The sequence below is a fragment of the Achromobacter spanius genome, from assembly GCF_039673305.1.
GTDB classification, from domain to species: Bacteria; Pseudomonadota; Gammaproteobacteria; order Burkholderiales; family Burkholderiaceae_B; genus Achromobacter; species Achromobacter spanius_F.
Window position 1 is genome coordinate 48,331 of record NZ_JBDJLJ010000030.1, and the last position, 13,560, is coordinate 61,890.

General features: G+C 67.2%; 13 protein-coding genes. 9 read left to right on the top strand and 4 right to left on the bottom strand.

Annotation, left to right across the window (positions count from 1 at the left end):
- Positions 1–27 precede the first annotated feature (27 nt).
- From thiL to ribBA, 4 genes are all read right to left on the bottom strand, one after another.
- On the bottom strand, positions 28–993 hold the full coding sequence (gene thiL / locus ABE485_RS20655; RefSeq protein ID WP_346517140.1) for a thiamine-phosphate kinase: 966 nt from the start codon (positions 991–993) through the stop codon (positions 28–30).
- A 188-nt stretch (positions 994–1,181) separates the two neighbouring features.
- Positions 1,182–1,691 (bottom strand): transcription antitermination factor NusB, encoded by a 510-nt coding sequence (gene nusB / locus ABE485_RS20660; protein WP_056325438.1) that lies wholly within the window; start codon positions 1,689–1,691, stop codon positions 1,182–1,184.
- A complete protein-coding gene (ribH, locus tag ABE485_RS20665; RefSeq protein WP_108005873.1) occupies positions 1,660–2,190 on the bottom strand; it encodes a 6,7-dimethyl-8-ribityllumazine synthase in 531 nt (176 codons plus the stop codon). The genes nusB and ribH overlap by 32 nt, the downstream gene beginning before the upstream one ends.
- A 10-nt stretch (positions 2,191–2,200) precedes the next feature.
- Positions 2,201–3,376 (bottom strand): bifunctional 3,4-dihydroxy-2-butanone-4-phosphate synthase/GTP cyclohydrolase II, encoded by a 1,176-nt coding sequence (gene ribBA / locus ABE485_RS20670; protein WP_346517141.1) that lies wholly within the window; start codon positions 3,374–3,376, stop codon positions 2,201–2,203.
- 149 nt (positions 3,377–3,525) lie between these two features.
- Here ribBA and ABE485_RS20675 point away from each other — a divergent pair, with 149 nt between their 5' ends.
- The 9 genes from ABE485_RS20675 to ABE485_RS20715 all read left to right on the top strand — a co-directional run.
- The gene (locus ABE485_RS20675; protein ID WP_346517142.1) at positions 3,526–4,344 is read left to right on the top strand and encodes an HAD-IIB family hydrolase; all 819 of its coding nucleotides are present in this window, start codon (positions 3,526–3,528) and stop codon (positions 4,342–4,344) included.
- Positions 4,345–4,357: 13 nt separating this feature from the next.
- Positions 4,358–5,170, top strand: coding sequence for an IclR family transcriptional regulator (locus tag ABE485_RS20680; RefSeq protein WP_346517143.1), 813 nt, complete (start codon positions 4,358–4,360; stop codon positions 5,168–5,170).
- 146 nt (positions 5,171–5,316) lie between these two features.
- Positions 5,317–6,315: a phosphate/phosphite/phosphonate ABC transporter substrate-binding protein gene (phnD, locus tag ABE485_RS20685; protein WP_346517144.1), complete on the top strand. Its 999-nt coding sequence runs from the start codon at positions 5,317–5,319 to the stop codon at positions 6,313–6,315.
- 6 nt (positions 6,316–6,321) lie between these two features.
- Positions 6,322–7,092, top strand: a complete 771-nt coding sequence (gene phnC / locus ABE485_RS20690; RefSeq protein ID WP_346517145.1) for a phosphonate ABC transporter ATP-binding protein — start codon at positions 6,322–6,324, stop codon at positions 7,090–7,092.
- Positions 7,089–7,976, top strand: coding sequence for a phosphonate ABC transporter, permease protein PhnE (phnE, locus tag ABE485_RS20695; protein WP_430795451.1), 888 nt, complete (start codon positions 7,089–7,091; stop codon positions 7,974–7,976). The genes phnC and phnE (ABE485_RS20695) overlap by 4 nt, the downstream gene beginning before the upstream one ends.
- The gene (gene phnE / locus ABE485_RS20700) at positions 7,973–8,797 is read left to right on the top strand and encodes a phosphonate ABC transporter, permease protein PhnE (RefSeq protein WP_346517146.1); all 825 of its coding nucleotides are present in this window, start codon (positions 7,973–7,975) and stop codon (positions 8,795–8,797) included. The genes phnE (ABE485_RS20695) and phnE (ABE485_RS20700) overlap by 4 nt, the downstream gene beginning before the upstream one ends.
- A 326-nt stretch (positions 8,798–9,123) precedes the next feature.
- On the top strand, positions 9,124–10,782 hold the full coding sequence (locus ABE485_RS20705; RefSeq protein ID WP_346517147.1) for a CYTH and CHAD domain-containing protein: 1,659 nt from the start codon (positions 9,124–9,126) through the stop codon (positions 10,780–10,782).
- A gap of 370 nt (positions 10,783–11,152) precedes the next feature.
- Entirely contained in the window at positions 11,153–11,335 is a 183-nt protein-coding gene (locus ABE485_RS20710; protein WP_346517148.1) for a hypothetical protein, read from the top strand.
- A 46-nt stretch (positions 11,336–11,381) separates the two neighbouring features.
- Positions 11,382–13,560 (top strand): phosphocholine-specific phospholipase C (locus ABE485_RS20715; RefSeq protein WP_346517149.1); only part of this gene is annotated, 2,179 nt, incomplete at its 3' end.

Consider the following 13,560-nt stretch of genomic DNA (forward strand, 5'->3'; position numbering starts at 1 on the left):
AGTCTGCAAACGACAGGAGGCCGCGGATCAGGCCGCGGGAAAGTGATCGAAGCCCGCGGGCAGGTCGGCCAGCGGGTGGCCTTGCGCATCCAGGACGGTCGTGCCGGGCTGCGGCAGGATCTCGCCCACGCGGGTCACACGGGCGCCGGCAGACGCGGCGGCCGCCAGCACGGCGTCGCGCCGGGACGACGGCGCGGTGAAACACAATTGATAGACGTCGCCCCCGCCCAGCAGCGCGCGGCGCACGGACGCGGCATCCAGGCCCGTCAATGCGGGTGCCATGGGCAGGTCCGCGAAGCGCAGGCAGGCGCCTGCGCGGCTGGCGGCCAGGATATGGCCCAGATCCTGCAGGAGGCCGTCGGACAGGTCGATCGCCGCATGGGCGATGCCACGCAGCGCAAGACCCAGCGCCACTTGCGGCTCAGGCCATTCCAACGCGCCGCGGGTGGCGGCCAGCAGCGCGGCGTCAGCCGGGTATTGCCCGTCCAGCAGCCGGTAGGCCACGTCGGCCGCGCCCAGCTGGCCGGACACCCAGATGTCGTCGCCCGCCTGCGCCCCGTCGCGGCGCAGCGCCTGGCCGGGCGGAACCGCGCCGAACACCGTCACGCTGATCGCCAGGTCATGCGCGCTGCGCGTGGTGTCGCCGCCGATCAGCGGGCAGCCATGGACGTCGGCCAGCGCATGGAACCCTTCAGCAAAGGCCGCGAGCCAAGGCTCGTCCAGACGGGGCAACGCCAACCCGAGCACGCAGCCGATCGGGCGCGCGCCCATGGCAGCCAGGTCAGAAAGATTCACCGCCAGGGCCTTGTGGCCCAGCGCTTTGGGATCGACGTCGGGAAAGAAATGCCGGCCTTCCAGCAGCAAATCCGTGCTGGTGGCCACCTGTTCACCGAGTGGAACAGGAAACAGCGCGCAGTCGTCGCCAACGCCCAGCAAACCGGCCGGCGCGGCACGCGTGAAGTAGCGCGCAATCAGATCAAATTCAGACGCCACCGCGCCTCCACTAAGCGGCGCTTGAAGATCGCCGTTGCACTTTCACGGGTGCCCCGCAGCGGGGCCGCGCGGTTCCGGCTCCGCCAGTCCGCAGCGGCGCCCCCTTGAGGGGGGCCCGCCCAGGGGGGCCCGCCCAGGGGGGCCCGCCCAGGGGAGAGCGCGCAGCGCTGCGGGGGTGGGTCTAGTAGCTATCGCCGTTGCTGCGCCGCGGCCTGGACCTCGTGCGCGCGCACGTCGGCGGCCAGCTTGTCGAGCACGCCGTTGACGAACTTGAAGCCATCGGTGCCGCCGAACGACTTGGCCAGTTCGACGGCCTCGTTGATGGCAACCTTGTACGGCACTTCGACGTGATGGATCAGTTCGAAGCTGCCGATCAGCAGGATGCCGTGTTCAACGGGCGACAGTTCGGCCAGCGGGCGGTCGACGTAGGGCGTGAAACGTTCGCGCAGGGCGGGCGCTTCGCGCAGCACGCCGTGCAGCAAGGTCTTGAACCACTGCGCATCGGCCTCGGAAAAATCCTCGGTGTCGCGCAGATGGGCATCGATCTCGCCGGCGTCCTGCGTGCCTTCGCCGCCGCGCAGCAGCCACGCGTACACGCCCTGCAGCGCAAATTCGCGTGCACGGCGGCGCGCGCTGCGCGCATTGGCGCGGGCCTGCGCCGCGCTATCAGCGCTGGTCGTCGTCTTCTTCGTCGTCAAAATCTTCGTCCTCGTCGTCTTCGTCTTCGTCTTCTTCCTCGGGTTCCAGCGCCGCCACCAGGTTGGCCATTTCGACGGCCACCTGGGCGCAGTCGCGGCCCTTGCCGGCGGCGCGGGCTTGCGCCTGCTCGTCGGTGTCGACGGTCAGCACGCCGTTCGCGACGGGGATGCCGGTTTCGAGGGAGATGCGGGTGATTGCCGTGGCCATTTCATTGCTGACCACTTCAAAGTGATAGGTCTCGCCGCGGATGACCGCGCCCAGCGCGATCAGGGCGTCGAACTCGAACGTTTCGGCCATGTGGGACAGGGCCACGCCCAGTTCCAGCGCGCCGGGAACGGTGGCGACCATCACGTCGCGCTCGTCCACGCCGAGTTCGGCCAGTTCCTTCAGGCACGCTTCGAGTTCGGCCTGGCCGATTTCTTCATTGAAGCGGGCGCGTACGATGCCGATGTGCAGCCCTTCGCCGTTCAGGTCGGGGGTGAGGATGTAAGGGTTCATTTGTCGGCCTTCAGTGTGTTGCGGGAGTATTCTGCGGGTCGCAATCGTAACCCGTAATGGTGAGCGAGAAGCCCGCCATGCTGGGCATCTTGCGCGGCCGGGCCAGAAGCTTCATCTGGCCCACATTCAGGTCGCGCAGAATCTGGGCGCCAATCCCGTAGGTGCGCAGGCCGAAACGGTCGGCGGTGGCCGGATTGGACTGGGCCTTCGGGTCGTTCCAGCCGGCAATCTGGCCAAACAGGTGTTCCGTGGACGACTGGCAGTTCATCAGCACGAGCACGCCGGCCGGGGCGGCGGCAATGGCCTGCAGCGCCTGGGCCACGCCCCAGCTGTGCGGACTTGCGCCGGTATCCAGCACGTCCAGCACGGACGCCGGCTCATGCACGCGCACCAGCGTCTCGGCGTCGGGAGTCACATTACCATGCACCAGCGCCAAATGGGCGGAGCCGGTGGCGGCGTCTTCGTAGGCCACGGCCTCGAAGGTGCCCCAGGCCGTCTGCATGGACCGCTTGCCCACGCGCTTGACGATGGATTCGTGTTCGCTGCGGTATTGGATCAAGTCGGCGATGGTGCCGATCTTCAGGCCGTGCTGGCGGGCGAATTCCACCAGGTCGGGCAGGCGGGCCATGGTGCCGTCGGGCTTGAGGATTTCGCAGATGACGGCGGCGGGCGTCAGGCCGGCCATGGCGGTCAGGTCGCAGCCGGCCTCGGTGTGGCCGGCGCGCACCAGCACGCCGCCGGGCACGGCGCGCACCGGGAAGATGTGGCCGGGCTGGACCAGGTCGGCCGGCTTGGCGTCGCGCGCCACCGCCACCTGGATGGTGCGGGCGCGGTCGGCGGCCGAAATGCCGGTTTCCACGCCTTCGGCGGCCTCGATGGACTGCGTGAAATTGGTGCCGTAGCGCGTGCCGTTGCGGGCGGCCATCATGGGCAGCTCGAGCTGGCGGCAGCGTTCTTCGGTCAGGGTCAGGCACACCAGGCCGCGGCCGTGGGTGACCATGAAGTTGATGGCTTCAGGCGTGACGAATTCGGCGGCCATGACGAGGTCGCCCTCGTTTTCGCGGTCTTCTTCGTCAACCAGGATGACGATACGGCCGGCGCGCAGCTCGGCGATGATCTCGGCAACCGAAGCGATGCCGAAGGATTCCGGCGCGGAGCCGGGCAGGGAGGACAACTGGACGGACATGGCGTGACACGTAAACCAGGCGGGAAAGCCCGGATTTTACCGCCCCTGGAGGCGGATTCCCTATCGGACGCTTTCCGGTCCGTCCGGACGGGGGCATCCGGTTAAACTTTCGCCCGGAGAACTCCCCAAAAAAACGAAGGAAAAACCTCATGCAAGCCCTTGCGGCCATGCCTTTGAACGTCGCCGCGGCCGTCCGCGTCGTCCTGACCGACATCGACGATACGCTGACCACGGAAGGCCGCCTGCCGGCCGACGCCTACGCCGCGCTGGAACGCCTGGAACAGGCCGGCATCCAGGTGGTGCCGATCACCGGCCGCCCGGCCGGCTGGTGCGACCACATCGCCCGCATGTGGCCCGTGCGCGCCGTGGTCGGCGAAAACGGGGCGTTCTACTACGCCTATGACCGCCAGGCCCGCCGCATGACGACGCACTACTGGACCGACGCGGCCTCGCGCCAGGAAAGCCGCAAGCGCCTGGACGCCATCCGCGACCGCGTGCTGGCCGAAGTGCCCGGCAGCGCCGTCGCCAGCGACCAGGACTACCGCGTGGCCGACCTGGCCATCGACTTCTGCGAGGACGTGCCCGCCCTGCCCGACGCGGCGATCAGCCGGATCGTCCAGATCTTCCAGGACGCCGGCGCCCAGGCCAAGGTCAGCTCCATCCACGTCAACGGCTGGTTCGGCGACTACGACAAGCTCACCATGACCCGCACCATGTTCCAGCGCGAATTCGGCGCGGACGTCGCGCAGGCGCTGGACCGCACACTCTTCATCGGCGACTCGCCCAACGACGAGCCGATGTTCGCCTACTTCCCGATCTCGGTCGGCGTGGCCAACATCCAGGCCCAGCTCCACCGCCTGACCCACCGCCCCGCGTTTGTCGCCGCCTTCCATGGCGGCGCCGGCTTCGTCGAAATGGCCGACCGCCTGCTCGCCGCCCGCCAGGCATCCCAAGTCCAGCCGGCCTGAGGTCCTACCCAACGTGGCTACTTCCAAGACCGCTGCGCCCGCCAACGACGGCCGCCGCAGCATCCAGTCCATCGAGGTGGGCGTGCCGCTGCTGGCCGCGCTGGTCGATGCCGGCAAGCCCCTGACGCTGCGCGACCTGGCGGCCGGCGCGGGCATGACGTCCGCCAAGGCGCACCCCTATCTGGTCAGCTTCATCCGCGTGGGGCTGGTGCAGCAGGACGCCGCCACCGGCCAGTACGAACTGGGCCCGTTCGCCCTGCAGATGGGCCTGGTCAGCCTGCAGCGCCTGGACCCGGTGCGCATCGCCATGCCCGAGATCTCCAAGCTGCAGTCAGAAATCGGCCATACGCTGGGCATCGCGGTGCTGGGCTCGCACGGCCCCACCATGATCCACATGACCGAAGCCAGCTATCCGGTGCACGTGAACATGCGTAAGGGCACGGTGATGTCCATGCTGCACACCGCCACCGGGCTGGTGTTCGCGGCCTGGCTGCCGCCCAAGGTCAGCGAACACTACATCGCGCGCGAAGAAGGCGACACCGCCGTCATCGCCAGCGTGCCTCCCCCGCGCAAGGCGTCCCGCGCCAACATCGAGGCGCAGCTTGCCGACATCCGCGTCCACGGCATGGCGCGCGCGCTGGGCAATCCGCTGCCCGGTGTCGACGCGCTGTCGGTGCCGGTATTCGACAACACGGGCGGCATCGTGCTGGCCCTGACCAGCCTGGGCCCCACCGGCCTGTTCGATGTCTCGTGGGATGGCGCGATCGCGCGTCCGCTGCTGGCGTGCGCACAGGAAATCTCCCATAAGCTGGGCTTCCGGGGCTAAGCGCGCTTCGCGCACAAACGAAAACAAAACGAACAAAGCGAACAAAAGACGAAAAGAAAGGCAGGGACTTTCCCAAGTGTGCCGTCCCCAGTTGTGTGTTTGAATTCAGCAAATATTCGATTCATACCTACAACAGGAGACACACGATGCAAGCCTTGCGTCTTTTGCAGGCGGCCACGCTGGCCGCATTCGCTTTCGGAGCATCCGCCGCCCAGGCCGCCGACACCTGCTCCAACCGGGGCGACCTGGACCAGATGTACTGCGACTCGAACAAGGACCTGGTGGCCGACACGCCGACCGACGCGTCCAAGCTCAAGACGCCTTCCACGCTGGTGTTCACCTACACCCCGGTGGAAGACCCGGCAGTCTACGAAGACATCTTCAAGCCCTTCACCAAGCACCTGTCCGAATGCACGGGCAAGCGCGTCGTGTTCTATCAGGTTCAGAGCAACGCCGCTGAAATCGAAGCCATGCGCTCCGGCCGCCTGCACGTGGGCGGCTTCTCGACCGGTCCCACCGCGTTCGCCGTGAACATCGCGGGCGCGATTCCGTTCGCGGTCAAGGGCTACGCCGACGGCTTCCAGGGCTACAACCTGATCGTCATCGTCAAGAAAGACAGCCCCTACCAGAAGCTGACCGACCTGAAGGGCAAGAAGCTCGCGCACACCGCGCCTTCGTCCAACTCCGGCCACATGGCGCCCGTGGCGCTGTTTCCCAAGGAAGGCCTGACACCCGACAAGGACTACAAGGTCATCTTCTCGGGCAAGCATGACCAGTCCGTCATGGGCGTGAACTCCGGCGACTACGACGCCGCGGCCGTGGCCTCCGATGTGTTCAAGCGCATGGTCGAACGCGGCCAGGTCAAGGAAGCCGATTTCCGCGTGATCTACACCAGCGAGAAATTCCCGACCTCGTCCTTCGCCTACGCGCACGACCTGGAGCCGAAGTTCCGCGACCAGATGCTCAAGTGCTTCTACGACTACCGTTTCCCCGCGGAAATGTCCAAGGCCTTCGACGGCGCCGACCGCTTCTATCCGGTGACCTACCAGAAGGACTGGGCCATCGTCCGCCAGGTCGCCGAATCCGGCGGCGAAAGCTTCAACCGCGCCGCCTACGACCGCGAATCCGCCAAGAGCAAGAAGTAATCCAGCATGACGACGTCGCTACGCATTTCCGGCCTGGTCAAGGAATACCGGGCCGGCCGGCCGGTCCTCAACGGCATCGACCTGCAGATCGCCGGGCAGGGGCTCACCGCCATCATCGGACCCTCGGGCACCGGCAAAAGCACGCTCCTGCGCTGCATCAACCGGCTGATCGAACCCACCAAGGGCGAGATCGTCCTGCAATCCCAGGATGGCGCCGTGGACCTGGCGAACGTGCGAGGCGCGTCGCTGCGCCGCGCGCGCCGCCGCATCGGCATGGTGTTCCAGGAATACAATCTGGTCGAACGCCTGACCGTGATGGAAAACCTGCTGACCGGACGGCTGGGCTACACCTCGGCCGTGAAGGCGTGGATGCGCCGCTTCGAACCCGAGGACATCGAGCACGCCTACAAGCTGCTGGACACCGTCGGCCTGGCCGGCTTTGCCGACCAGCGCGCCGACGCGCTGTCGGGCGGCCAGCGCCAGCGCGTGGGCATCGCCCGCGCGCTGATGCAGCGCCCGCAGCTGCTGCTGGCCGACGAACCCACGTCCTCGCTGGACCCCAAGACCTCCGTCGAAATCATGGAACTGCTGTCCGCGCAGGGCAGCGCCACGGGCATTCCCGTCATCGTGAACATCCACGACGTGGAGCTTGCCCGGCGCTACGCCACCCGCATCGTCGGCATGTCGGGCGGCCACGTGGTCTATGACGGCGACGGCCAGGGCCTGGACGCGGCCATGCTCAAGACCATCTACGGAGGCGAGTCTTGGCTGGAATGATGCAACCGCGGGGCGCCAACCGCCCCTTCGCCATGTCGGGGCGCGCCAAGGCCGGCGTGCTGCTGCTGGTGATCTACACCCTGTATGCCGGCGCGCAGCTGGACTTCAGCTGGAGCCGTTTTGAATCCGGCATGGGACACGCGTCGACATTTCTTGCCCGCATGTTCCCGCCCAACTTCGAGAAGCCCGCCACCTTGTGGAAGGGCATCGCGGAAAGCCTCGAGATCGCGGTCCTGGCGTCGGTGCTGGGCATCATCCTCGCGCTTCCCGTCGGCCTGCTCGGCGCGCGCAACATGATGCCCGCGTGGGTGTCGTGGCCGGCCCGCTCGCTGGTCGCGCTGTGCCGCGCCCTGCACCCGGTGATCGTCGCCATCCTCTTCGTCAAGGCGGTGGGCTTTGGCGCGCTGGCCGGTATCCTGGCGCTGACCGTCGCGTCCATCGGCTTCATCGGCAAGCTCTTTACCGAAGCCATCGAGGAAATCTCGCTCAAGCAGGTCGAGGCGGTGCGCGCCACCGGCGCGTCGTTCGCCAACGTCATCATCTTTGGCGTGCTGCCGCAGGTGTTCGCCCGCTTCATCGGCTTTGCCACCTATCAGTTCGACTCCAACCTGCGCAACTCCACCATGGTGGGGATCGTGGGCGCGGGCGGCGTGGGCGGCACCCTGTTCTCGGCGTTCCAGCGCTTCGACTACGACTTCGTCAGCGCCATCCTGCTGACCCTGATCGCCATCATCATGCTGGGTGAAATCCTGGCGGGCTTCGTGCGGGCGGTGTTCCTGGACAACCTGGGTTTCGACCGCATCCTGCAAAGCCGCTTCAGCGGGGCGCGGGGTATCGGCGCCAGCAAGCCGGCGGCGGCGCGCAAGGCGGAGGTGGACGAATGAACGCCCACGTCTCCCCCCTGAACCCCGCAGGCCGGCCGCGCGTCTGGCAGCGCTACAGCATGGGCCAGCGCCTGCTGCGTTTCGCGCTGTACCTGCTGGTGGTGGCCGCGATCGCGCAGGCGATCCGCGGCGTCGAAGTCATACCCGAGTTCCTGTATGACGCGCCCGAACAGATGGCCGACCTGCTCCGCCGCATGTGGCCGATCGACTGGGCCTACTACCCGGACGGCGTGCACCACGCGCTGATCGAAACGCTGCACATCGCGACGCTGGGCACCATTCTTTCGGTGTTCATGGCCGTGCCGGTGGGCCTGCTGGCGGCCAACAACCTCACGCCCAGCAAGACCGTCAACATGCTGGCCCGGCTGATCCTGGTGTCCAGCCGGTCGGTCAACTCGCTGGTGTGGGCGCTGCTGTTCATCGCCATCTTCGGCCCCGGGGCGCTGGCCGGCACGCTGGCCATCGCCTTTCGCTCCATCGGTTTCGTCGGCAAGCTGGTGGGCGAGGCGATCGAGGAAGCACAACGCGGCCCGATCGAGGCCGTGACCGCCACCGGCGCCAGCAAGGCCTCGGTCATCTGGTACGCCTACTGGCCGCAGATCCGCCCGGCGTTCTGGTCCATCGTGCTGCTGCGCTGGGACATCAATGTGCGCGAATCGGCCGTGCTCGGCCTGGTCGGCGCCGGCGGCATCGGCATGGCGCTGGATACGGCCCTGAACCTGTTCCAGTGGGACCGCGTGGCGCTGGTGCTGGCCGCCATCTTCGTGGTCGTCGTGCTGGCCGAGGTCATCATCACGCAGGCGCGCAAACGCATCCTGTAACGCAGCCGCCCCGCTTTACGCTTGTCGGTTTCCCCTGACAGCGCTCCTTGGCGCCGCCCCTCAAAGGGCGGCGTTTTCTTTTGCGTGTGCCAGGGGCCATCCCGCGACGGCGCTTCCCCGCGGCCCGGGGTAGCCCGGACCGGCCGCGCCCCCGATCAGGCGTCCCTAACCGGCGTCCCTGACCGCGCGCAAACGCCCCCTCGCCGCCACCTTGTTATTGCGGCGCAAACACGTCTATCCTCAATGTGAACAAAATATGACCCGTCATCAAATCGCGCCCCTCCGTTGATTAAGATCTCGGCTTTTGCCGTTGGACACCCGCCGCCATGTCGGAACAGGAATTGAAACTGCACGTGCCCACGGCTTCGCGCCAGGCCGTGCTTCGAGAAGTCAAGCAACGCGAAGCCACGCGCATCCGCCTGCATGCCATGTATTTCGACACGCCCGAGCGCGAACTCGCGCGGGCGCGCATCGCCATCCGGCTGCGCCAGGAAGGTCCCGACTGGGTGCAAACGCTAAAGATGCCGGGCGCCGACGCCATCTCCCGCATTGAAATGAACCACCCGCGGCCGGGCCCCGTGCTGGACCTTTCGGTCTATGCGGGCACCGAAGTCGAAGCCGCGTTGGCGGCCATCAAGGGCGAGCTGGGCCTGCGTTATGAAACCGACGTGCAGCGCCTGCTGCGCAAGGTGCGCACGCGCTACGGCACGATCGAACTGGCCTATGACACCGGAATCCTGCGCGCGGGCGCGCTGGAACTGCCCATCTCCGAACTGGAATTCGAACTGGTCTCGGGCCGCCCCGCCGCCATCTTCTCCACCGCGCGCGGCTGGCAGCAACGCCACGGCCTGGTGCTGGACCCGCGCAGCAAGTCCGAGCGCGGCGACGCGCTGGCCCAGCTGGCGCAGCGCCTGGCCGACGTCGACGCCGCGCCCGGCGACGACCTGGAAACGCGTCGCGCGCAAGCCATTGCCCAATTCTGGGCGCCGCGCGGCGCGTCTTCCGTCAAGTTGCGCGACGATATGACGCCGTCCCAGGCCATGGGCGCCATCGCCGCCGAATGCCTGGACCAGATCTGCCGCAACGCCGCAGTCCTGGCGGAAGTCGACACCGAAGGCGTCTATCGCGCCGGCAACTCCGAACACGTCCATCAGCTGCGCGTGGGCGTGCGCCGGCTGCGCTCGGCCTGGAAGCTCTTCGACGGCTGGATCGCGCCGGTTCCCGACTCGCTGCTGCAGGGCGTGCGCACGCACTTCGCGGCGTTCGGGGCCAATCGCGACCAGGACGTGCTGAACGAAACCGTCGCGCCCGCGCTGATCCGCGCCGGCATGCCGGTCATCCCCATGGAAGCCGCGCCACCCGAGCAGGACGCCCAGACCATTGCCGGAGGACGCGCGTTCCAGGCCTGGCTGCTGGAACTGCTGGAATGGACGCTGGACGTGCCGCCCGCGCAGCCCGGCGCAGACAGTCAGGCCATCGCCAACGGCACGCCAAGCGATGCCGCGCCCGAGCCCTCCATTCGCCTCGAAGGCGGCGTGGCGGGCCCCATCGTGAAACCCACCATCATTCCGATGGTCGCGCCACAGGCCGATCCGCAGCGCCTGCACAAGCTGCTGGCGCGGCGCCTGCACCGCTGGCATGGCAAGGTGGCCGACCAGGGCACACACTTCACGACGCTGGACATCCCCACCCGCCATGAACTGCGCAAGCGCGGCAAGCGGCTGCGCTATGGCCTGGCATTCGCCGAATCGCTGCTGCCCGCCAGCAAGCTGCGCGGCTATCGCAAGCTGCTGTCGAAGGTGCAGGACATCCTGGGTGAAATCAACGACCTGGCGGTCGCCAAGGACTACTACGAGTCGTGTACGGCCACGCATCCGCAGGCCTGGTTCGCGCTGGGCTGGATCAGCGCGCGCCTGGACGAACTGGCCATCGATGCGCAGAAGGCGTTCGACGACCTGGCGCGCAGCAAGCCGTTCTGGAAGTGACAGCCGCACGCCCGGCCCGCCATGGCTCACCGCAGCCGCGGCGGGTCGGGCGCTACTGCAGCCCGCACAGCGCAATGCAACGTTGCGCCACGCCTGCGCCCGCACGCGTTTACCTCATGCAAAAGTCCCTCGTTGAATTCGTTTTCACCTCGACACGCATCTAGCATGGCGTTTCAAAAAAGACCTGCCTGACAGGCGATAGTCAGGCCGCTGTCAATTCTTCGACATCCTGCGTGCCAATACTCGATGGCTGTCGTCCGGGCGCTTTGGCCCGGACGATTTCGTGGCCCGCAGCATCCGCCCGACACTCGTCCTGTGCGACGGCGCCACGGCCTGCGCGGGCCGTCAGCCCATCCACGCACACAAACCCATGGAAACCACTTCCCACTTGCTGGTCCTTGCAAGACGAGGCCTCTTGGCCTTCTGCGCGCTATCGCTGGTGTTCTCGCTCTCCGCCTGCGGCGGCGACGACGACGACACGGATGAACCGGCGCCGCCTCCTGCGCCCACGACGCCCGCGCCGCAAACCTGCGCGGTCCATTGCGCGCCATGAGTCCCGGCCATCCGGTCCCTCCCTGCAACCCACGACAGACTAGCCAATGACACTCGACGCATCCAAGAGAAAATTCTTCAAGACCACGCTGGGAACCACGGCGGCCATGAGCGCCCTGTCGATGTTTCCGCCCAGCATCCGCCGCGCCCTGGCGATCGAAGCCAACAGCGCCACCGGCACCATCCAGGACGTCAAGCACGTCGTGATGCTGATGCTGGAGAACCGTTCGTTCGACGGCTACTTCGGCACGTTCCCCGGCGTGCGCGGCTTCGGCGACCGCTTCCCGATTCCGCTGGCCAACGGCAAGTCCGTGTTCCACCAGACGCGCAGCGACGGCACGCAGGAACTGCCCTACCATCTGGACGCCAGGCTCGGCAACGCGCAGCGCGCGGGCAGCACGCCGCACTCCTGGCCCGATTGCCAGGCCGCCTGGGACCATGGCCGCATGAACCAATGGCCCAGCGTCAAGCAGCCGCTGTCGATGGGCTACTACGAAACCGCCGAGATCCCGTTCCATCGTGCGCTGGCCGATGCCTTCACGCTCTGCGACAACTACCACTGCGCCATGCACGCGGGCACGATTCCCAATCGCCTGTTCTTCTGGACCGGCACCAACGGCCCGACGGGCGACGGCGTCTCGGTCGTGATGAATGAAATGAACGGCGGCGCCGCCGTGGGACCGTCCACCGAAGGCTGGACCTGGACCACCTACGCCGACCGCCTGCAGCAGGCCGGCGTGTCCTGGAAGGTCTATCAGAACGTCCCCGACAACTTCGGCTGCAATGAAATGATGAGCTTCCGGCACTGGCGCGCCGAGATCGAGAAAATGCCCGCGGACCGCCAGGTCACCAACCTGGCCGGCCCCGCGTACAACCCGGCCATCGACGACCAGTACAGCCCCTACGCCAAGGGCTTCGGCAACACCATGCCGGACGGCGGCTTCCTGCAAAGCCTGCGCGACGATGTCATGAACGGCACGCTGCCCGAAGTGTCGTGGATCATTCCACCGGCCGCATACAGTGAACATCCGGGCCCCTCCAGTCCGGCAAAGGGCGCGTGGTACATCCAGGCGGCCCTGGACGCACTGACGCAATCGCCCGAGGTCTGGAGCAAGACGGTGTTCCTGGTGACCTACGACGAGAACGACGGCTTCTTCGACCACATACCCACGCCGTCCGCGCCGTCGCGCAACGACGATGGCACGCTGGCGGGCAAGTCCACGCTGACGGACGCCGAAATGGCGTTCGAGTATTACACCTATCCGCCCGCCACCTCCAAGCAGCTGACTGCTGACGGCAAGCCCTACGGTCCGGGCATGCGCGTGCCGATGTGGGTGATCTCGCCGTGGAGCCGGGGCGGCTGGGTCAATTCGCAGGTGTTCGACCACACCTCGGCGCTGCGCTTCCTGGAACAGCGCTTCGGCGTCGCGGAACCCAACATCAGCGCGTTCCGCCGCGCCGTGTGCGGCGACCTGACCTCCGCCCTGAATTTCGTGTCGCCCAACAGCGCTCCGCTGACCACGCTGTCTGGCCGCAGCACCAAGACGGACGCCGATGGCCTCACAAGCTGGCAGGAAGCGCAGCCCGCCATCGCGATTCCCGCGCAGCAGACGCTGGCCGTCCAGGCGCAGGGCACGCGGCCATCCCGCGCCCTGCCCTATGAGTTGCACGCCAGCGCTCGCGAGGATGCGCGCGAGAACCGGGTAAGGCTGCTGTTCGCCAACGCCAGCGCCGCGCAAGCCGCGGCGGTCTTCCATGTGTACGACAAGCTGCATCTGGACCGCATTCCGCGCCGCTATGTCGTCGAGGCAGGCAAGTCGCTGGAAGATGCGTGGGACGTGTCCACGGATGCCGGCAAGTACGACCTGTGGGTGCTGGGGCCCAACGGCTTTCACCGCGCCTTTTCAGGCGACCTGCTGCAGGCCGCCGGCGCCCAGCCCGAGATACAGGTCTGCTACGTGCCCTGCGACGATCCGCAGGTACAGGTCAAGCTGCACAACAATGGCGGCACGGCCTGCACGTTCTCGGTAAAGGCGATGGCCTACCGCGGCGACGGGCCATGGACGGCGACGGTCGAACCCGGGCAGACCGGCGAGCTGAGCTGGCCGGTGAGCGACAGCGGGCAATGGTATGACTTCGCCGTGGCCTGCGAAGGCTACGCCGCGTTCCAGCGCCGCTTTGCCGGCCGCATGGAGACGGGCAGAGACCTGATCAGCGATCCGGCGA

What these genes read in the sequence shown, in the direction of transcription:
- phnD (WP_346517144.1), top strand. Translation starts at nt 5,317, where the DNA reads ATGCAAGCCTTGCGTCTTTTGCAGGCGGCCACGCTGGCCGCATTCGCT.
- ribBA (WP_346517141.1), bottom strand. Translation starts at nt 3,376, where the DNA reads ATGTCCGTCCAGTTGTCCTCCCTGCCCGGCTCCGCGCCGGAATCCTTC.
- ABE485_RS20705 (WP_346517147.1), top strand. Translation starts at nt 9,124, where the DNA reads ATGTCGGAACAGGAATTGAAACTGCACGTGCCCACGGCTTCGCGCCAG.
- phnE (WP_346517146.1), top strand. Translation starts at nt 7,973, where the DNA reads ATGAACGCCCACGTCTCCCCCCTGAACCCCGCAGGCCGGCCGCGCGTC.
- ribH (WP_108005873.1), bottom strand. Translation starts at nt 2,190, where the DNA reads ATGAACCCTTACATCCTCACCCCCGACCTGAACGGCGAAGGGCTGCAC.
- ABE485_RS20675 (WP_346517142.1), top strand. Translation starts at nt 3,526, where the DNA reads ATGCAAGCCCTTGCGGCCATGCCTTTGAACGTCGCCGCGGCCGTCCGC.
- phnC (WP_346517145.1), top strand. Translation starts at nt 6,322, where the DNA reads ATGACGACGTCGCTACGCATTTCCGGCCTGGTCAAGGAATACCGGGCC.
- ABE485_RS20710 (WP_346517148.1), top strand. Translation starts at nt 11,153, where the DNA reads ATGGAAACCACTTCCCACTTGCTGGTCCTTGCAAGACGAGGCCTCTTG.
- phnE (WP_430795451.1), top strand. Translation starts at nt 7,089, where the DNA reads ATGATGCAACCGCGGGGCGCCAACCGCCCCTTCGCCATGTCGGGGCGC.